Raw genomic sequence first — 17,794 nt, forward strand, 5'->3', positions numbered from 1 at the left:
CGCCCCGGGTAAGGTTTCCGGCGTTGACTCCAATTAAGCCGCAAGCTTCACCCCTTGTGGTGCCCCCCCGCCAATTCCTTTAAGTTTCAGCCTTGCGGCCGTACTCCCCAGGCGGCGGGCTTAACGGTTTCCCTACGCCACCGGCCGGGCCCTAAGCCCGGCCGACAGCTGGCCCGCATCGTTTACAGCCGGGACTACAGGGGTATCTAATCCCCTTTGAGCCCGGGCCAGGTCGGCTTGGTGAAGTAAAGATGAGGGGGATTGAAAAAGGAGGGTTAATACGCGCGGGTCGTCGTAGGACTGGACGATCAGATCTAGGAGATGGTTTTTCTCAAGTCCATGGAATCTTTTGGAGTTGCGGGTTATTTTTACTCCGTCAAGAAACCTAATCTCCTTGGCGTAGCATATGATGTCGTTCTTTGCGCTGAGGTAGACATGTTTTTCCTTGTCATCGTGAGGATTAAACTTAAGCTCCCTCAGAATGTTAATAACTTGTGTTCTTATGTCTACACTCTTGGCTGTGATGAATACCTTTCTTACCAAGAACTTGTACTTACCCTTTCTGCCAAGCGACACCGAGACGCCACCGTCACACGATGCCAGAACCTTTATAAACCACCTGGCGAGGTCTAAATCTTCATATAAGTCGCTTGGCAAGGTAACTCCACATCTGGGCTTGCATAAAATTCCTGGTGCAACTTCTGCTATACGCCTCACGTACCCTTCTCCTTTTATTTTCACTACGTAGGAGTGATTACTTCTCTTCACGACATAGCCCTTGTAGTTAAACGCCTTTGCGGCGGCTTGTCTGAAGCGTTCTATTAGGGCTGTATCTGTGGTGGTGAAGTAAAGTTCTTTCCCACGATATATGCCGCCATCGGAGAGAATAAACGGTAGCAACTCTATGGCCGAGCGTCTGTCGCACTCCATGGCGTTTTGCTACGCTTCAGTATATTAAATCTTACGCAACGCCGACCTGGGCCCGGTTTGCTCCCCCGGCTTTCGCCCCTCACCGTCGGGCGCGTTCTGGCCGCCCGCTTTCGCCACTGGTGGTCCTCCGGGGATTATAGGATTTCGCCCCTACCCCCGGAGTACCGGCGGCCTCTCCCGCCCCCTAGCCCGGCAGTATCGCCCCCTGCCCCCGGGTTGAGCCCGAGGATTTCAGGAGCGACTTGCCGGGCCGGCTACGGGCGCTTTAAGCCCAGTAATCACCCTGACCACTCGCGGGGCTGGTATTACCGCGGCGGCTGACACCAGACTTACCCCCCGCTTATTCGCCCGGCTCCTTACACCGGGCAAAAGCCGGGCTCTTCGCCCGGCACTCGGGGTGGCCCCGTCGCGGTTTCCCGCATTGCGGAGTATTCGCGCCTGCTGCACCCCGTAGGGCCTGGGCCCTTGTCTCAGTGCCCATCTCGGGGCTCACGGCTCTCACCGCCCCTACCCGTCTTCGGCTTGGCGGGCCGTTACCCCGCCAACAACCTGATGGGCCGTGCCCCCACCCTCGGGCGGATCCCGAGAGATCGCCCGAGATCCCTTTGGGGGAGGGGGCCTTCCAGCGCCCCTCCCCTATGGGGGATCAGCCCCAGTTTCCCGGGGTTGTCCCCCTCCCGAGGTCAGGTTGGGCACGTGTTACTGAGCCGTGCGCCGCGCCCGGCGCCCCGGGCGCGCGACTCGCATGGCTTAGCCCCACCCCGATAGCGGTCAGGTCCGGCAGGATCAACCGGTTTCGAGAGCGGCCGCAGGCCGCCCTCGGGGGCGGGACCACCCCGGACTCCGCGCGCGTACGGCGGCGTGGGGTTTTCTCCTCCGCGCCCCCGCCCGGGCTAGCCCCAGGAGGGGACATCGGAGGAACATGAGGGTAGTTCGGCCGAGGCCCCGCCTCGGCCACACGGATAAAGGCGCGTTATCTGTTGAATGCAACTAGTTAAATACTTTTCGCTATCTCTCCCCCCAGCTATCTATTTCCGTTATTATCCTGTTTATATCTCTTTCGGACGGATATAAGGGCGGGCGTTTCCATCTCCGTGTGTTTCGTGGTTGAGGGGAAGGCCTATGTAGGGGGCGCCGTCCGCTACGTATCTCTGCTGGTCGAGGGCGGCGTAATTAAGTCGCTTAGGGGGAGGGGCGAGGGGTGCAGAGTCCTCCAGTTTTCGGGGAGGCACCTCATACTGCCGGGCTTCGTGGATATACACGTCCACTTTAGGGACTGGGGGCTTTCCCACAAGGAGACGCTGGCCGGCGGCTCGGCGGCGGCGCTGGCGGGCGGCGTGGTGGCGGTGCTCGACATGCCTAACACCAGGCCCCACATAAGGACCGCGGGGCTCTACGCCAGGAGGCTGGCCGAGGGCTCCTCCCTGCCTATACTCTACGGGGTCCATATGGGCGTCCCGGAGGACCTCGGGGAGCTGGAGGCGGCGAGGCCCGGTTCGGTCAAGATATATCCCGAGGACGTGGCCCAGTTCGGCTGGCCGCATGTGGAGCGCCTTCTCGACAGATGCAGAGAGCTGGGCTGCACCGCCGTGTTCCACTGCGAGGATCCCCAATATATATCTGGGCGCAGGCCTCCGGAGGCCGAGGCCAGATGCGCCGATCGGGCCGCCGTCTATGCGCGGCGGGGCTACAGGATACATATCACCCACGTCTCTCTGCCCTATACGGTCGAGGCGTTGAGGGGGCTGGCGACCCTCGACGCGACGCCGCACCACCTCCTCCTCAGCTCGGACCGCTGCTCCGGCCCTCTCTGCAGGGTGAACCCTCCCCTCCGCTCCGAGGACCAGAGGAGGCGCCTCCTGACCCTCTTCCTGGCCGGCGCGGTCGATATGTACGCCACTGACCACGCCCCCCACGCGCTGGACGAGAAGCTTTCGGGCTCGCCGCCCCCCGGCATCTGCAGCCTGGACGTAGCGTCGTCCCTCCTGCTGAGGTTCTGGCGGGATGGGCTCCTCGGCCTCGACGACGTGCTGCGGCTCTACTCCTTCAGGCCCGCCCGCTTCGCCGGGCTCGACGTATCCCTAAGGCCCGGCGCCCCCGCCGCCTTCTCGGTGTTCCGGCTCGAGGAGTTCGCGGTCTCGGAGCGGGACTTCAGGGGGACTTGCAGGTTCTCGCCGCTGGTCGGCCTGAGGGCGTTCGGGAGAGCGGTGGCGGTGGCCTCCAGGGGCGTTCTGCGCCTCCTCGATACGGGCGAGGCGGTGGCCTAGCCCCGGCCGGGGCGAGCCGGTCTGTACCAGTTGTCCCTCTCGACGGGCTGGAACCCCGCCCTCCTTATGAGCTCCTCGACGTCCTTCCTAGTGGCTATGGGGGACCTCCTCCTCTGTCCCTCCAGCACCTTCTCCTCGTACAGAGTCCCGCCGAAGTCGTCGGCGCCGAAATACATGGCGAGCTCCGCCGACTCGGGGCCGTTCGTGAGCCAGGAGGACTGTATATGCGGTATGAACGACTCGCCGGTGAAGGCCAGCCTGGCGGCTGCCACTATTCTGAGCAACGTCGCCGACGTCCTTGGGTATCTGACCTTGGCCCCCAGCCTGTTGCCTTCGGGCTCGTAGTTCCACGCTATGAAGGCCAGGAACCCGTGCGTCTTCCTCTGCAGTTCGGCGATCTTGCGTATGTGCTCGGCCCAATCCTCGGGCCCCTCCACGTGGCCGTACATCATCGTGGCCGAGGTGGGTATCCCAAGCCCGTGGGCCTCCTCCATGATCCTCAGCCAGACCTCCGCGCCTATCTTCTTGGGCGATATCTCCTTCCTCACTCTGTCCACCAGTATCTCGCCGCCTCCTCCGGGCATGGAGTCCATGCCGGCCTCCCTCAGCCTCTCCAGCACCTCGCGCCACGTCATTCTCTCCCTCCGCGACAGGTAGTCCACCTCGAGCGGCGAGAGGGCGTGTATGGCTATATGGGGGGCCTTGGCCTTGATGGCTCTGAAGAGCTCCTCGAAGTACTCGATACCTATCTCGGGGTTGATGCCTCCCTGGATCAGAACTTGGCTGAGGCCGTGCTCGGCGTCGACGGCGAGCACCCTCTTCACCGCGTCGCCCACCGCGAGGGCATAGGCGTCCCCGTCCCCCCGCGCCCTCCAGAAGGGGCAGAAGTCGCACTCGACGACGCAGATGTTGGTGTAGTTCAGCACCATGCTCGATATGTACGTGGCGGTTCTGCCGTACAGCTTGGTTCTGAGCCTCCAGGCCTCCATGCCGAGCTCCCAGAGGTCGCGCCCCAGAAGCTCCCCGACGTCCACGGCAACCCGGCGACTCCGCCTTTAATAATTAGCGCCTCCGCGGCGCCTCATTAATTAAATACATGTCGTAGCTGTCGATGGAGCCGCGCGAAATCGTCGAGGCGGCCCTCTCGGGCTTGAGCAGGGGCGAGGCCGTCGAGCTGCTCGCCGAGGGGGACTTCATGGCGCTGGCCAAGGCGGCCGAGGAGGTGACGCTCAAGCTATGGGGCGACGCGGTCACCTTCGTGAACAACGTGGTGATCAACTACAGCAACGTCTGCGTGGCGAGGTGCCCCATCTGCGCCTTCTACAGGCCGTTGGGGCATCCCGAGGCGTACACCCGCCGGCCGGAGGAGGTGGCCAAGGCCGTCGCCGAGGCCTCCGCGAGGCTCGGCGTGACGGAGCTACATATAAACGGGGGCTTCAACCCCGAGCTCGATATAGAGTACTTCGAGGGGCTCTTCAGGTCGGTCAAAAGGGCGGCGCCCGGCGTGGCCGTGAAGGGGCCCACCATGGCTGAGGTCGACTACTACTCCCGCCTCTGGCGCATGTCGTGGAGGGAGGTGCTGGAGCGGTGGAAGGAGGCCGGGCTTGACGCCATCTCCGGCGGCGGCGCCGAGATATTCGCCGGGGAGGTGAGGAAGGCGGTCTCGCCGCATAAGATCTCGGGCGAGGAGTGGCTGAGCATAGCGGAGCTGGCCCACAGGCTGGGCATCCCCAGCAACGCCACCATGCTGTACGGCCACGTGGAGAGGCCGGAGCACGTGGTGGACCATATATACAGGGTGAGGGAGCTCCAGGAGAAGACCGGCGGCCTCCTCCTCTTCATCCCCGTCAAGTTCAACCCGCTCAACACCGAGCTCTACGCGAGGGGCGTCGTGAGGGGGATGGCGCCGGCCGCCTACGACGTCAAGGTCGTGGCGATAGCCCGACTGATACTCCTGGATAGGCTCAAGGTGGGGGCCTACTGGCTCTCGACGGGCAAGAGGGTCGCCTCCACCCTGCTCCTGGCTGGGGCGAACGACCTGGTCGGCACCATGTACAACGAGGCGGTGCTGACGGCCGCCGGGGCCAGGCACGGAGCCACTGCTGAGGAGCTCGCCGCATTGGCGAGAGAGGCCGGGAGGAGGCCGGCTCTGAGGGACACCTTCCACAGAGTTCTGCGATGGCTCTGAAGGTCGTCAGAATTAAGTACGCCCACAGCGAGCCGCTCTTCTGGAGGGCCAAGGTGCAGGCCATCGAGGCGGGCAACGTCGAGGCCGCCGGTCTGCTGCTCAGCGGCGTTGCGGATATAGGCTTCGTCCCGATTACCCTCGCGGCTGAGCACGGCCTGCCGATAATCCCGCGTCTTGCCATCTACAGCGTGGGGCCCATAATTTCGTCGCGTCTCTTCGCGGGGCGCGGCCGCGGCGGGCCTTGCGCCGTCAGCGACACGACAGTCAGCGCCAGGGCTCTGTCGGTCCTCCTCGGCCTCAAGTTCGAGAGGGTGGACGACCCCTGGCGCGCCTTGGATGCCTGCTCGCAGGTGCTGGTGGTGGGCGATGAGGCGTTGAGGATGGCCGATAGGGGCGTGCCCCACGTGGTGGACGTGGGCGAGCTGTGGAGCGAGCGGGTTGGCTCGCCTCTGGTCTTCGCGGTGTTGGCCGCCAGGCCCGGCGCCTCCGGCTTCGAGGAGGCGGTGGCCGAGATGGAGAACTCGGTGGCCAGCTTCTACGAGAACCCGGGCCCCTTGATAGACGCCGTAGCTAGGAGGCTCTCAGTAGGCAGGAGGCTCGTGGAGGAGTACTACCAGCGCTCTCGGTATCTGGTCAACAGCTCGGTGTCCGAGGCGATGAGGAAGGAGGCGGAGATCTTGGGCCTCCCTCCCCTGCGCTTTGCGCAAATTTAAAATAGGGACGGCGGCGGGGCCATGGAGCTGGTCCTGGCCCATTCCCCCGACGCGGACGACGCCTATATGTTCTACGGCATAGCGTCCGGCGCCGTCAAGAGCCGCTTCGCCTTCAGGGAGTTCCTGGCCGATATAGAGACCCTCAACAAGCTGGCCGTGGGCGGCGCGGCCCTCGACTTCACCGCCCTCAGCACGGCGGCCTTGGGCTTCACCGATAGGTACTACGTCTTGAGGGTCGGCGCCTCCATGGGCGACGGATACGGGCCTGTCGTCGTGACGGCGCGTAGGACCGACGACATAAGGCTGGCGGCGGTGCCCGGCAGATACACGACCGCGGCGCTCTTGCTCAAAATGGCTATGCCCGGCGTCAAGGCCGTCGAGGTGCCCTTCGACAAGATACTCGACGCCGTGTCGGCGGGCGTGGTCGACGCAGGGGTCCTCATACATGAGGGGCAGATCACCTACGGGCGCCTCGGCTTGAGGAAGGTGGTGGACCTAGGCGAGTGGTGGCTCAGCGAGAAGGGCCTCCCCACGCCTCTGGGCGTGGACGCGGTCAGGAAGGATCTGGGCCTCGACGCGGCCGAGGAGCTGAAAAGGCTCCTCCTAGAGTCGATAAGATATGCCGAGACCCATAGGGAGCAGGCCCTGGGCTACGCCTCAAGGTTCTCCAGGGGGCTTCCCCTCGACGACGTGGCGCGCTTCGTGGATATGTACGTAAACGAGTACACCAAGGATATGGGCAGGAGGGGGGAGGAGGCCGTCGAGGAGCTCCTCTCGGAGGCCAGGAGGCGGGGTCTCGTCGAACTGGGCGAGGCGGAGCTCGTTTGACGCAGGGAAAATTTTTAACGACCTGCATCAAGGGGGCTCTATGCAGGTCTCCATGGAGATCGCCCTTCTCCTCGAGGCGCTGGCGGCCTTCGGCCTGACGGCGGCCATGTACAGAGCCTTGCTGAGGCTCGTGAGGATAGACCCGACGGTGCTCGCCATAGCTTTCTACATGGTGCTTCTCACAGTCTCGCAGTACGCGGCCTCCAAGATAACCGACTACCTGGGCTTCTTGGTGCCGGCGGGCACCATGACCTACATAGCGACCGTGGCGATGCTCGACGTCATAGTCCTGAGGGAGGGGTTCCACTACGCCAGGAACGTGGTCCTGGCGGGCTTCCTCTCGCAGTGGCTGATCACCGCCGTCAACTACATAGTGGTGTATCTCCCCTCCCCCGTCGCGCCCAACTCGATATACGAGGCCGTGTTCTCCACATCGGCCAGAGTGGCCTTCGCCTCGCCGATAGCCTACCTCGCGGCGGAGACCTTAGACGCCTACATGGTCGCCAGAATAGGCGGGGCCATCTGGAAGAGAGTCTTCTACTCGGATCCGGTCGCAATGGCCGTCGACACCTTGGTGTTCATGCCCATAGCCTTCTGGGGCGTCTTGCCCCCGCAGGTCTTCTGGACGGCGACCGCCGGCTTGCTCATATCCAAGATCTCCATGGCGCCTGTCGTGGTCGGCGTCGTGTACCTCAACAGAAAATACTTGTTGAGACAGGCCTACGAGAGGGCCTCTTGACCGCGGTTCCGCGCGGCCGCCGACCGCCTCGCCACCATGTACTCCACCTTGAGCACTCCGCGGCATCTCCTGATGCGGCCCAGCAACGCCTTGAGGTCCGACGGGCTTTCGACGCTGGCCCTCGCAACTATGTACCCCGAGGGCGAACTGTAAACTTCGCTGACGTTCGGCGACTTGCTTATATAGGAGGATATCTCGTCGGGCCAGCCCAGATGGGCCACTAAAATCAGCACCTCCATGAACTATAATCTGCCTTAAAAATTTTTCCCATAGCTAAAGTCATTGTTTAAAAATAATAATTTTTATTATTACATAAAAATGAGTATTATCCTATTTTATAGCTAAATAGAGGCCGTAGGCGTTGAGCTGCCCTAAGCCTGTCACGGGATTCCACTGCTGCATAAGCACCGTGTAGAGGCCATTCTGGCCTCCGTACGTCGGGAAGAACACGCCTTGGAGGCCGCTGTAGAAGGCCGCTGTAGGTATCACGGTCCCCTCGACGTAGGGGGCTTGGCTTCTGGCGTAGGCCGCGTAGAGGGTCGGCGCCAGCAGGCCTATCTTGAACCCAGGCAGGCCGCTCTGTATCGCGGCGGTCATTCCAGCCGTCAGCGGGGACGCCAGGCTCGTGCCGCCGATAAGGCCTAGCAGACTCCCGTTGATCACTATGAGCACGCCCGTGTAGGGATCCGCGTCGGCGGCTACGTCGGGCACCCCTCTATGGCCCGCGGGGTAGAAGAAGTACTTATAGCCGTAAAGGGCGCTGAGGGTCGGCTCGTAGACGATGGGGCGTTGGTATGTTATTCCGGCCATCGCCTGGCCCGGCGTCTCGCCGAATATGAAGGAGTACCCGCCGCCGGAGCCCCACATGTAGCGGGAGTTCCAGCTCCACGCGCTTTCCACCCTAGTTATGAAGCCGTCTGAGACATATGCATGTAGCGACGTGCCGCCCACGGCTGTCACCCAGGGGTCGCTGGCCGGATACAACACGCTGGGCTCTATAGGCAGGCCGAGGTACTGCCAGAATATGTCGAAGGCGCCCCAGTCACCGGACGAGGCGAATACGCCTATCCCCTCGGCCGCCGCTTGCATGAATATCTCGTCGTATGCATACAGGAGTTGCGGCGTTGGCGGGGGCGCTATGTACGCATCCTCAGGCGCGCCCCAGCTCAAGCTTATGAAGTTCGCCATGGAGTTGTTGACCAGATATTCCACCGCTATGAACAGATCGTCGCCTGCGTCGGGCGATACCGCCAGCACGATGTTGGCGCCGGGCGCCATGGTGTGGGCGTACTCTATATCTAGCGCCGTCTCGTAGGACCAGCCGAGGGCTGAGCCGAGGTTGTACTGCGTTATCATCGGCATGCCCACGGGATAGACCACGCTGAGGGGCGCCTGGGGTAGACCGAACAGCTTGTTGAAGAGGGCGAGGTCGTAGGCTGCGGCGTCTTGGTATACGTACCTATAGGCCGCGGTGAAGTTCACGTCGCCGAAGGCGTCCACTATGCCTATGGTCACGCCTCTGCCGTCCGCGCCGCCTGACAGCAACGGCAGTTCGTCATATATGAACTGGAGGCCCTTGGGGAGCCATATCTCGAAGTCCCTGTACCTTATTTGGAGGGGCAACCCGCCGACATAGGTCACGTTGCCTAGGGCCTGCGACAGATCTCCGACGTTGGCGGTCACGTAGGCCGGCCTGTAGGCAGGCGCGCGGCTACTGCCCGCCGCGAAGTACCCTACAGGTATGCATTCGCCGACTATGATCCATTTGGCGATCGAGCTGGGGGCCGTCTGCAGGTCGGCTATCGCCGCCTGCACCGCCGAGACCGTGCCGTTGGCCACTACGGCCATTGGATACATACCGATTGTATTAAGGCCGTGTGACGACGCAACGCTCTCTACGTACGAGAAGACTTGGGCAGGCGGGCTGTACCACTGGGCGAACTGCTGCGGCGTTATGAATTTATGGTAGTAGGGGCTGGACGGCACGTAGTACTGCTGGTTGAGGAGGTAGTTCAGGCCGTTGGGCGTGGTCGCGTTGCTCAGCCACAGCCACACTATCAGATGCGCCGTGGCGTTCTGGGCGACGCCGGGAACCGTCTGGCTACAACTTAGGTAGAGCGGCTGGGCCGCCGCCACGGCCACGAACAACATCGATGCGATTACCAGTAGATTCTTGGCCATAAAGAGAATAAAATATAGGATTTTTAAGTATTGATAATTTGATATATCACCGTATAATAATTATTTTGTAATTAAATCGCTAAAGTTCTTATCAAAATATTTTATACAATATTTATAGACATTATTCAATATATTGAAATATTTAAAAACCCATCAGATCCGTCCAATATGCACAAATTGAAAGTAATCGCAATAACAATGGTGTTGGTGACACTATATCTGGTCGGGATCGCATCTGTGCCGAGCGCACCTCCCGCCTTCCCTCCCGTGAGGCCGCCTTCCACCCATATGCAGGTCACGCTGCCGCCCTCCTGGTATTCAGGCAACCAGGCTCCCGTCGGCGTGACGGACTACGGCGCTTACTACTCGGGCTCGGTGGAGACGCCCTACAAGTACTCCACCAGCGAGTTCATGGGCAACTTCACAATATATACCGCCAGCTTCACGTCTAACAGCAGGTATTATCCAAACAGCTTCTCGATACAGCTAAACGTAGTCCTCAACTACACCAAGACTAATGGACAGAGCGCATACCTCTGGGTTCAAGACGTCGCAGTTATAAACACAGCGACGAACCAGATGAACATAGTCGACAATATTTGGAACCTAACCTCAAGCAAGTCCGTGTTGAAGGGGGTGAGCGGTAACGGCAAGATCTATACATATCAAGGCCAGAACTACTATGCATACCAATATCCGTCTACGATATCCTTCGCATATCCTCTCCAGGTATCGCTCTTCGTGACGGTCTCGGTTAACTCGCAGAGATACCCCGTGATAAACTTCTATTTCATATACGGCGGGAAGGTGGTCCAATATGACAGCGTGGTGGTCAAGGTGCCCGTCCAGTCCGCCGCCTTCTACGTAGAGGGGTACACGACGTTGCCCAGCGGCCTTTATGAAGACGCCGAGCTGGTCACCGGCGGCCCCGGCGGAGGCTCCAACGCGTCGCCGTCGGCCTACAAGGCGTACTACACGCTCCAGTTCCTCAACGGGACTAAGCTGGTGTCGGTGCCTCACGCGTTCGACTACGGCGCCGATACGGCCGAGACCGTGACCGGCATGGCGGATACGGCCGTCGGGTCCTACACAGCCTACCTATATCCAGGCTCCGAGAGCTGGAGCGCCCTCTGGTGATTAGAGGAGGGATCCGGCGAATTCCGCTATTTTTTCCCTGGTCTCTCTGTCCTCTATCTGTAGGGCGGCGGCCAGCAAGATCTGCGCCAGCAACGTCCTCCCCTTATCGGCGCCCAGCCCGTTGACGAGCTGGGCCGTCAGGCTACCGACGAAGGCGACTGCCTCGTCCACCCTCAGCTCCAGCCCCTCCAACAAGCCGGACACCTTGTCCTCCGTCTTGTAGAGGACGTACATGGTGGAGAGGACCAGGAAGTCCTTCTCCCCTATCTTGTTCCGCTCTGCCCACTCGGCGACCGCCTTCTCGTCGCCTCTGGACATCGCGTCTGCGAATTCGGCGAGCTCCTTGGCCGATATCCCGAACAACTTCTCCGCGTCGGCTATAAACCTTGCCGTCCAGTCGGACGACATAAATTTATCGCTGTCCTTAGTATAAAAAAGTGAGGCCTAGCCGCGTCGGCGCCTCGTGGCTTATAGGGGGCGTGTCGGTGGATGTCTCCGAGCCCGTCCACGTCAAGTACGTGCTGTTGACTCACCACCACGCCGGCCATATCTCAGGCCTGGACAAGATATCTCCGCGGGCCGTCGTGGCGAATCCCTTCGAGGTCGCCATGCTGACCGACGGGGCGAGGTTTAGGGGCTACGTCGCCGCGGTGCTGAGAAGGGCGGGCGCGCCCCCCAGAGAGGTGCAGGCCGCGGGCGCCCGTGCGCGTTTCGCGAGGATGGCGGCCGGCTGGGTCGATCTGGACGAATTCTCGGCGCAGGTGCTGCCCTGCGGATCCCACACGTGGGGCCATACCTGCTTCAAGACCGAGGAGGGAATCTTCGTGGGCGATGTGGGCGGCTGGGTAGTGAGCGTGGGCTCCCTGAGGCGCGTAATAGCCCTGTTACGCTCGCTGGGCGGCCTCGCGGCCTACCCTGCCCACGAGCCCCCCACCACCGCCGCCCAATATGCGGAGATCCTGGAGGGCCGTCTGAGGAGCCTGTTGAGGGCCTACGGGGAGTGCTCCTCCGAGGGCGTTCCCTACGCGATGGCTCTATGCGCGAGGGGGGAGGGGGATCCGCTCAGGCTGGCCGAGGAGGGCATAGCGTTCGCCAAATACCTAGCGGAGCTCGGCCTGGCCAGGCTTGTCGTGAAGGACGGCAGATATCGCGTCAAGAAGCTGGGCTAGCGACCCGACCTTGAATAAATGCGACGGCGCGCGTCTGTCGTCGGTGGAGCCGAAGCCCTTGACGTACTCGGCGCAGGCCGAGAGCCGTGCCGCGAGGTCGGACTCCCTCAGGCGCGTGGCGAACGCCGCGACGGCCTCGCAGGGCAGATAGTCGACGTGCCAATGCCTTCTGGCGGGTCTTCTCAGATGTCTGGCGATCCTTTTGTGGCACGAGACGCCGCAGGAGCCGACATATGCGTAGAGCCCCTCGTCCAGATAGAACCTCCTCGCCTTGGTCTCCACCACGGAGCTAGGGCATCTGAACAGAACTAGGTAAGACATCTCCTCACCTCGGCGACGAGTCTCGGCAGTATCTCGGCCGCCTTTCCCCGTATCTTGAAGTCGGCTATATCGTCCAGCGCGGTCTCGCCGGGATCCACGACGGCAATGACGGCGCCGTTCCTCTTGGCGATCCGGGGTATGTGCGCGGCGGGGTAGACCGCGCCCGACGTCCCTACCACGAGCATGAAGTCCGCCGAGGACGCAAGGGACAAGGCCTCCTCCCAGGCGCCGCGGGGCAGGGGCTCGCCGAACCAGACCACGGCAGGTCTGAGCAGGCCGCCGCAGATGGGGCACCGCGGCGGTATCTCCCCCACGGGCTTCTCCACGGGGAACTCGCGGCCGCACGACGTACATCTAACGCGCCATATGTTGCCGTGGAGCTCCACGACGCGCCGCGAGCCCGCCTTCCGGTGCAATCCGTCGACGTTCTGGGTTATCACGGCCTTCAGGACTCCAAGCCTCTCCAGCTCGGCTAGAGCCAGGTGGGCCGGGTTGGGGTCTGCTGCATAGATCAGCTCCTGCCGCCATTTATACCAGCGCCACACCAGGTCGGGGTCCCTCTCGAAGGCCTCCGGAGTCGCGAGCTCCTCCGGCCTGTACCTCTCCCAGAGGCCTCCGGCGCCTCTGAATGTCGGCACGCCGGACTCGGCCGAGACGCCGGCTCCCGTGAAGGCCACGGCGGACTTGCTCGCGGCCAGCGCTCTGGCGACCTCCTCCATATAAATTGAGGCCTCTTTTAACCTTAGGTGATGAGCCAGGCTTAGGTGAAGGGCGGATGTGCGTCTGGACCTACGCTGAACTCGCCCGATGTGAGCAACCTTTAAATTTGAGAAATGCTGATCGGCGCATGAGATGGGCGCTGATCTTCGCCGTCTTGATGGCGGCTGCGCTCACGGCGGCCGCGTTGACGCTGGCCCCGCTAAGGCCCGGACAGACCGTGCAGGTTATCGGCACGACGACCATCAACGCGCTGGCGGTGAGCTCCAGCGGCGGAGGCGCCCTCGTCCCCATAGAGGTGACTCTGCTCTCCCCCGGCAACGGCAGGGCCTACGTCGCCGGCGTCCCCGAGGCCGGGGAGGGCTTCGGGCCGTCGGCGCAAGTGGCGCTGTACGTGGCCGCCAGGCTTGCCGACGTCCCTGCGGCCAACTACACCGCGTTGTTGAGAGTCACGGGCCTCGAGGCCAGCGTGGGAGGCCCGTCGGCCAGCGGCTACATCACGGCTACTCTCTTCGCCCTCATGAAGGGGCTTCCGCTCAGAAACGACACCGCCATGACGGGCATAATTCTGCCCGACGGGACCATAGGATGGGTCGGCGGCGTTAGGGACAAGGTGGCGGCGGCCGCCCAGAACGGCATAAAGCTGGTCTTGGTGCCTCTAGGCGAGCAGGACCAAGCCAGCGGCGTGCGCGGCGTCCGGGTGGTGCCTGTGGCCACAATACAGCAGGCGATACTATATCTTACGGGCTACAACGTGACTTTGCCCTACGGCCCGTCGTACCTCAACACGACCACGTTCGACGAGGTGTCTAGGTATCTCTACCAACAGGTTCTCGCCATATACAAAAACGCGACCGGTAAGTCGGCAGATGTCTACGCCAACATGAGCGCGATCTCGTCTGCAGCGGCCGGAGGCCAGTACTACACGGCGGCGTCTCTGCTGTTCAACGGTATATACAAGTACTACCTGTCGCAGGTGTCGAGCGGGGCGTTGAGCTCCAATGCTCTCTATAATGATGCCGTAAAACTCGCTAAAACCTATGAAAAAATCTCTAATAATATAACTATAACTTCTAATAATTTAGGCATTATAATAGGTATATATGAAAGAATTTATCAAATATATCAGCAAGCCAACTCCTCGAATCCAGATGCGGCCTTTATGTATGCGCGCGCTGTGACGCTACCCCCCTGGATAAATGCGGCGGAAATGCTGGCCTACGGCCGCGCGGTCAACGAGAGCTCGCTGAGGGATATGGCCGAGACGTATCTTGAGTACGCATACGTGATGTACTCCTATGTGACGGCGACGTACGGATCTCAACTGCCCTCAGATCTGATGGCCGAGCTGGGGCAGAGCTTCCAGCTGGCCCAGAGTCTCTATTCCAGCAGGCACTACCTCGCCTCGCTCGCCGCCTCTCTCGACACGATATCTCTGGCCGAGAACGCGCTCGCATCTCCAGGCGCCGAGAGCTTGGCGCCTGTCGAGAGGCAGACGGCCCTCGAGAATATATATAGGGCGGCGGCCTGCGGGTCCCCCAACATACTTCCGCTCAGCTACGTCCAGTTCGGCGACTACTATGCTAACAGCGATGTGGTGACCGCTCTGTATATGTATGAAGAGGCCTCTATGTACGCCGCGGCCATAGGCGACATTCTATGTTCCCTGAATTCCACCTATATAGTTGTCAAGGCCCCGACCACCATGCCCACGCTCGCGCCGCCTCCGGCGGTCACGTCGCCGGCAGGCTCCAGCTTAACTAATTATATAATTTCCATAATACTTATAGTATTTGTAATATCTGTAATTATAGTTTCTATAAAAAAGAAATAAATTACCAATATTCCTTTTCTGCCCTAAAAACCTCCCTGGATCTTCTGCGGGAGGTCCCGCCTTGGGTTTTGGTGGGCAACAACAGCGCTACGGCGAAGGTCAGCAGAGGTAGTACATATTCCCAATACGGCGAGTAGGCAAATACGGCAGCCACTATTCTCTCCACCACGCCTCCGCTGACGAAAAGCGCCGGTATGGCTATCAGGAAGAAGCCGACGACGCCCAGCACCGCCAACGCCCTATCTCTCACCCTCCTCATGGCAAGCCCCAGCAGTATCGCGACGGCCGTGAGGGCAAGCAGAGGCAGAAGCATGGTCCGTTCTACTCCCCCCTCTAAAAATGTGACGGTTAATTTAATCCATCGCATTATTAATATTTATAAGCCCCTCGACGGGGCGGGGCCATGTGGTTGCTCCCGTTGTCGAGGGCCGACGCCGAGAGGATAATCCGGAGGTCTTACAGCATAGCCTCCGACCACGCCAGAAAGGTGGGAGCCAGGGTCGAGCCGCTCGCGCCGAAACATATATACGGCGGAGATGCGGACAAGTACGGCTACAGCCTGGCCCTAGGGAGGATAAACCCGCCTCTAACGGAGGCCTCGCTCGTCGTCATATGGGGCTTCTATAACTACGACGAGTATTTCGACTACGTCAGATTTGTGGAGGGCGGCAGAGCCGTCGAGTGGTTCGTGGAGCCCATAGCCTACTACCCCGAGAAGGTCGCGGTCTGGATCGACGAGCCTCTTGTGTTCAGGTCGGGCTTCTCCATCGAGACCCATACGACCTCCAGCGAGCAGAGGGATAGAGTCTACGGCTGGCCTCTAGGCTTTGCCGTGTTGCCGAGACAGCCCCCTCCGAGGCCTAGGGGGAGGCGGGGCGCCAGGGGCGAGACCAGGGCCGGCGAGCCTCAGGCTTAATTCCTTTATCCGGCATATACAGCACGGTCTGAACCCAGCCCGCAATCTGCCCAGCTTGCGGGCGGCGTTCGCCCTCAGGCAGATGGACCCCAGAGGGCAGGCAGCGCAGTCGTATCTGGCGCAGTATCTCTTGTCGGGCGGCCTGCCAGCCCCAGGCGGGGGCCTGCCTCATGAGGTGCCTATCCACGGGAACCGCCGAGGTGTTCCCCGTGAAGAGCAGATATAGGCCCACAACCTTCGGGCCCACCCCAGGGATCCGCAGGAGGTCCGCCCTATCTCTGGGCCCAGCCGATAGGTAGGCGCTTAAGGCGGCCGGCAGACGCCTCAGCTGGTAGCTGTTCCCGACGGACGGCGCCAGTCCGGCGGCTTCGTCTAGGCGCTCGCTCCGGGAAAACAAGGCGCTGGTCTATCTGAGCGCGTTGGTGTGGTATGCGGTGTTCTGGGCGAGAAACGCGGCTATGAAGATCAAGCCCTCGTCACCCGGCGATATCGAGAGGTCCACGCAGTCTCCGTACCTATCCAGCAGCCCCCACACGGCGGGCTCCACGTCTCTATCCACGTCGTTTACATAGCGCCAGGGGCTGCACCATCCGCCCGAGAGGCGCGGGTCGGCCGAGGCGTCAACGCCTTTCCTCACGCCGAATTTCTTCACGTAGGAGCCTCCTCTCGGGGAGGGGCGACGTGAAACTGGGGTAGAGGGTCATCTATCAACCCTGAACCTAAAACAACGCCTCAACACCGCGCCTCCCTCCTCCCTCACCGAGAACTTAAGCACCAGCCTGGTGAGCTCCTCGGGGATCTATCACGGCAATGCCCACGCCCAAAGATAACCTCTTCTGCGGCGCGCCTCGGCGCGACCAGCTACGGCACGTGCGGAGCCCGCGATGACCCGGAGCCCACATGCTCGTAACGCCCGGCACGGCTGGGAACCGCGCCACGCATATGCGCTGCCGTCTTGTGAAAACTCGCATTATAATAACCCTGTTGTACCTCCCTCCTCAACCGCCTCGGTTCCACTTGCGCCTCCCGCCGGCATCGCGGCTCCGGCCCGGCGTAGGAGGCCGCCGATCGTCTTGCGGCCGGAGGGCCTTATGGGCATGGAGAGAGGGGGGAAGGAGAAAAGGAAAATAGCGCTGGAGATACTGAACGAGGCGGATAAGATAATGGAGATGGCCAAAATGCTGGCGGATGAGGACGACCCCTTCGCGAGGCGCGGCCTATACGCCTTCATGGACGCCGAGATGAAGGCACTGAGAACTTTGGTGCATGATCTGGTGTTCTTCCCCGAATAATTCCCCTTTTTCCCTTTATAGTGACGGCGCGTTGGTTCGACTTTTTCGGCGCCTCCTCCTCGCCTCGGCTTAGGGCCGGCGTCTTGTGCGGGGAAAAAGAGGGGGGTTATTCCCAGTCTGCCGGCTCCATATCACTAAGCTCCACGTCGATGTCGGCGGGCCTGCGCTCGGCGGGGCGGAGCCCAACGCGCTCCGTGGCCCCCGGGCGCCAGGGCATATCGCGGGGTCCCTGCGGCAGCCGTCCGCGCAGCGGTTCGTGCATGCGACGCAGCACCGCCCGAATTCGTCATCCATGTGCGCTCCGCTGTGCGTTGGTAAGTCGATCCGCCCCTCAGCGGATCCGCCGACGCCTACAGGGAGTGCATGAGAAAGGTTTGACAGGGGGCTAGCCCCCTGTCGGGCTTTTCATGGATGTTCCCTGTAAGCGCTGGCGGATCCGCCGAGAGGTGGGCGAGGCGGTTCAACTTGGCGGTATGCGCGGAGGCGCAGATGCTCCCCGCGGCCGACGCCGCGAAGAGGGATTCGAAACGTGTCCCACCTAACGCTCTAGGCGGCGCATCGA

General features: G+C 61.6%; 19 protein-coding genes and 1 rRNA gene. 11 read left to right on the forward strand and 9 right to left on the reverse strand.

What is annotated here, in order from left to right; genetic code table 11:
- Nucleotides 1-1,727: ribosomal RNA gene (locus B7L68_RS02880) — 16S ribosomal RNA — on the reverse strand; the annotation flags it as partial.
- Between the two features lie 297 nt (nt 1,728-2,024).
- On the opposite strand from B7L68_RS02880, the gene B7L68_RS02885 reads away from it, so the two are divergent.
- Nucleotides 2,025-3,197 (forward strand): amidohydrolase family protein, encoded by a 1,173-nt coding sequence (locus tag B7L68_RS02885; protein WP_081246189.1) that lies wholly within the window; start codon nt 2,025-2,027, stop codon nt 3,195-3,197.
- Here B7L68_RS02885 and B7L68_RS02890 read toward each other — a convergent pair.
- Nucleotides 3,194-4,186 (reverse strand): CofH family radical SAM protein, encoded by a 993-nt coding sequence (locus B7L68_RS02890; RefSeq protein ID WP_081246243.1) that lies wholly within the window; start codon nt 4,184-4,186, stop codon nt 3,194-3,196. The two genes, B7L68_RS02885 and B7L68_RS02890, sit on opposite strands and share 4 nt — an antisense overlap.
- A gap of 122 nt (nt 4,187-4,308) precedes the next feature.
- On the opposite strand from B7L68_RS02890, the gene B7L68_RS02895 reads away from it, so the two are divergent.
- Genes B7L68_RS02895 through B7L68_RS02910 form a run of 4 tightly spaced genes read left to right on the forward strand, consistent with a single transcriptional unit; the run spans nt 4,309 to nt 7,665 of the window.
- Entirely contained in the window at nt 4,309-5,385 is a 1,077-nt protein-coding gene (locus B7L68_RS02895; RefSeq protein ID WP_081246190.1) for a CofH family radical SAM protein, read from the forward strand.
- Nucleotides 5,376-6,098 carry an MqnA/MqnD/SBP family protein gene (locus B7L68_RS02900; protein ID WP_081246191.1) on the forward strand — a complete coding sequence of 241 codons (723 nt, stop codon included), beginning with the start codon at nt 5,376-5,378 and terminating at the stop codon, nt 6,096-6,098. The genes B7L68_RS02895 and B7L68_RS02900 overlap by 10 nt, the downstream gene beginning before the upstream one ends.
- Before the next feature lie 21 nt (nt 6,099-6,119).
- Nucleotides 6,120-6,926: a menaquinone biosynthesis family protein gene (locus tag B7L68_RS02905; protein ID WP_081246192.1), complete on the forward strand. Its 807-nt coding sequence runs from the start codon at nt 6,120-6,122 to the stop codon at nt 6,924-6,926.
- A gap of 40 nt (nt 6,927-6,966) precedes the next feature.
- The gene (locus tag B7L68_RS02910) at nt 6,967-7,665 is read left to right on the forward strand and encodes a queuosine precursor transporter (protein ID WP_238136295.1); all 699 of its coding nucleotides are present in this window, start codon (nt 6,967-6,969) and stop codon (nt 7,663-7,665) included.
- On the opposite strand, the gene B7L68_RS02915 is transcribed toward B7L68_RS02910, so the two are convergent.
- Nucleotides 7,647-7,904, reverse strand: coding sequence for a hypothetical protein (locus B7L68_RS02915; protein ID WP_081246193.1), 258 nt, complete (start codon nt 7,902-7,904; stop codon nt 7,647-7,649). The two genes, B7L68_RS02910 and B7L68_RS02915, sit on opposite strands and share 19 nt — an antisense overlap.
- A gap of 91 nt (nt 7,905-7,995) precedes the next feature.
- Nucleotides 7,996-9,846 (reverse strand): protease pro-enzyme activation domain-containing protein, encoded by a 1,851-nt coding sequence (locus B7L68_RS02920; RefSeq protein WP_081246194.1) that lies wholly within the window; start codon nt 9,844-9,846, stop codon nt 7,996-7,998.
- A 168-nt stretch (nt 9,847-10,014) separates the two neighbouring features.
- On the opposite strand from B7L68_RS02920, the gene B7L68_RS02925 reads away from it, so the two are divergent.
- On the forward strand, nt 10,015-10,983 hold the full coding sequence (locus B7L68_RS02925; RefSeq protein ID WP_238136296.1) for a thermopsin: 969 nt from the start codon (nt 10,015-10,017) through the stop codon (nt 10,981-10,983).
- Here the strand turns inward: B7L68_RS02925 and B7L68_RS02930 are convergent, their stop codons facing one another.
- Nucleotides 10,984-11,391: a hypothetical protein gene (locus B7L68_RS02930; protein ID WP_081246195.1), complete on the reverse strand. Its 408-nt coding sequence runs from the start codon at nt 11,389-11,391 to the stop codon at nt 10,984-10,986.
- Nucleotides 11,392-11,420: 29 nt separating this feature from the next.
- On the opposite strand from B7L68_RS02930, the gene B7L68_RS02935 reads away from it, so the two are divergent.
- On the forward strand, nt 11,421-12,152 hold the full coding sequence (locus B7L68_RS02935) for an MBL fold metallo-hydrolase (protein WP_081246196.1): 732 nt from the start codon (nt 11,421-11,423) through the stop codon (nt 12,150-12,152).
- On the opposite strand, the gene B7L68_RS02940 is transcribed toward B7L68_RS02935, so the two are convergent.
- On the reverse strand, nt 12,084-12,473 hold the full coding sequence (locus B7L68_RS02940; RefSeq protein ID WP_081246197.1) for a DUF123 domain-containing protein: 390 nt from the start codon (nt 12,471-12,473) through the stop codon (nt 12,084-12,086). The two genes, B7L68_RS02935 and B7L68_RS02940, sit on opposite strands and share 69 nt — an antisense overlap.
- The gene (gene cobB, locus B7L68_RS02945; RefSeq protein ID WP_081246198.1) at nt 12,461-13,192 is read right to left on the reverse strand and encodes an NAD-dependent protein deacetylase; all 732 of its coding nucleotides are present in this window, start codon (nt 13,190-13,192) and stop codon (nt 12,461-12,463) included. Before cobB ends, B7L68_RS02940 begins: the two co-directional genes overlap by 13 nt.
- Before the next feature lie 128 nt (nt 13,193-13,320).
- Here cobB and B7L68_RS02950 point away from each other — a divergent pair, with 128 nt between their 5' ends.
- Nucleotides 13,321-15,024, forward strand: coding sequence for a S16 family serine protease (locus tag B7L68_RS02950; RefSeq protein ID WP_081246199.1), 1,704 nt, complete (start codon nt 13,321-13,323; stop codon nt 15,022-15,024).
- 1 nt (nt 15,025) lies between these two features.
- Here B7L68_RS02950 and B7L68_RS02955 read toward each other — a convergent pair whose 3' ends face one another.
- Nucleotides 15,026-15,337, reverse strand: a complete 312-nt coding sequence (locus tag B7L68_RS02955) for a hypothetical protein (protein ID WP_081246200.1) — start codon at nt 15,335-15,337, stop codon at nt 15,026-15,028.
- Between the two features lie 90 nt (nt 15,338-15,427).
- Here B7L68_RS02955 and B7L68_RS02960 point away from each other — a divergent pair, with 90 nt between their 5' ends.
- Entirely contained in the window at nt 15,428-15,940 is a 513-nt protein-coding gene (locus B7L68_RS02960) for a hypothetical protein (protein ID WP_081246201.1), read from the forward strand.
- Between the two features lie 170 nt (nt 15,941-16,110).
- On the forward strand, nt 16,111-16,239 hold the full coding sequence (locus B7L68_RS09025; RefSeq protein WP_255408298.1) for a hypothetical protein: 129 nt from the start codon (nt 16,111-16,113) through the stop codon (nt 16,237-16,239).
- Nucleotides 16,240-16,346: 107 nt separating this feature from the next.
- Here B7L68_RS09025 and B7L68_RS08950 read toward each other — a convergent pair whose 3' ends face one another.
- On the reverse strand, nt 16,347-16,592 hold the full coding sequence (locus B7L68_RS08950) for a hypothetical protein (protein WP_238136297.1): 246 nt from the start codon (nt 16,590-16,592) through the stop codon (nt 16,347-16,349).
- 445 nt (nt 16,593-17,037) lie between these two features.
- On the opposite strand from B7L68_RS08950, the gene B7L68_RS02975 reads away from it, so the two are divergent.
- Nucleotides 17,038-17,232 (forward strand): hypothetical protein, encoded by a 195-nt coding sequence (locus tag B7L68_RS02975; protein ID WP_081246202.1) that lies wholly within the window; start codon nt 17,038-17,040, stop codon nt 17,230-17,232.
- The last annotated feature ends 562 nt before the right edge of the window (nt 17,233-17,794 follow it).

The organism is Thermoproteus sp. CP80, assembly GCF_002077075.2.
Lineage (GTDB): Archaea > Thermoproteota > Thermoprotei > Thermoproteales > Thermoproteaceae > Thermoproteus.

What these genes read in the sequence shown, in the direction of transcription:
- B7L68_RS09025 (WP_255408298.1), top strand. Translation starts at nt 16,111, where the DNA reads ATGAGGTGCCTATCCACGGGAACCGCCGAGGTGTTCCCCGTGAAGAGC.
- cobB (WP_081246198.1), bottom strand. Translation starts at nt 13,192, where the DNA reads ATGGAGGAGGTCGCCAGAGCGCTGGCCGCGAGCAAGTCCGCCGTGGCC.
- B7L68_RS02940 (WP_081246197.1), bottom strand. Translation starts at nt 12,473, where the DNA reads ATGTCTTACCTAGTTCTGTTCAGATGCCCTAGCTCCGTGGTGGAGACC.
- B7L68_RS02910 (WP_238136295.1), top strand. Translation starts at nt 6,967, where the DNA reads ATGCAGGTCTCCATGGAGATCGCCCTTCTCCTCGAGGCGCTGGCGGCC.
- B7L68_RS02950 (WP_081246199.1), top strand. Translation starts at nt 13,321, where the DNA reads ATGAGATGGGCGCTGATCTTCGCCGTCTTGATGGCGGCTGCGCTCACG.
- B7L68_RS02905 (WP_081246192.1), top strand. Translation starts at nt 6,120, where the DNA reads ATGGAGCTGGTCCTGGCCCATTCCCCCGACGCGGACGACGCCTATATG.
- B7L68_RS02915 (WP_081246193.1), bottom strand. Translation starts at nt 7,904, where the DNA reads ATGGAGGTGCTGATTTTAGTGGCCCATCTGGGCTGGCCCGACGAGATA.
- B7L68_RS02895 (WP_081246190.1), top strand. Translation starts at nt 4,309, where the DNA reads ATGGAGCCGCGCGAAATCGTCGAGGCGGCCCTCTCGGGCTTGAGCAGG.
- B7L68_RS02890 (WP_081246243.1), bottom strand. Translation starts at nt 4,186, where the DNA reads ATGGAGGCCTGGAGGCTCAGAACCAAGCTGTACGGCAGAACCGCCACG.
- B7L68_RS02920 (WP_081246194.1), bottom strand. Translation starts at nt 9,846, where the DNA reads ATGGCCAAGAATCTACTGGTAATCGCATCGATGTTGTTCGTGGCCGTG.
- B7L68_RS02925 (WP_238136296.1), top strand. Translation starts at nt 10,015, where the DNA reads ATGCACAAATTGAAAGTAATCGCAATAACAATGGTGTTGGTGACACTA.
- B7L68_RS02960 (WP_081246201.1), top strand. Translation starts at nt 15,428, where the DNA reads ATGTGGTTGCTCCCGTTGTCGAGGGCCGACGCCGAGAGGATAATCCGG.
- B7L68_RS02900 (WP_081246191.1), top strand. Translation starts at nt 5,376, where the DNA reads ATGGCTCTGAAGGTCGTCAGAATTAAGTACGCCCACAGCGAGCCGCTC.
- B7L68_RS02930 (WP_081246195.1), bottom strand. Translation starts at nt 11,391, where the DNA reads ATGTCGTCCGACTGGACGGCAAGGTTTATAGCCGACGCGGAGAAGTTG.
- B7L68_RS02975 (WP_081246202.1), top strand. Translation starts at nt 17,038, where the DNA reads ATGGAGAGAGGGGGGAAGGAGAAAAGGAAAATAGCGCTGGAGATACTG.
- B7L68_RS02955 (WP_081246200.1), bottom strand. Translation starts at nt 15,337, where the DNA reads ATGCTTCTGCCTCTGCTTGCCCTCACGGCCGTCGCGATACTGCTGGGG.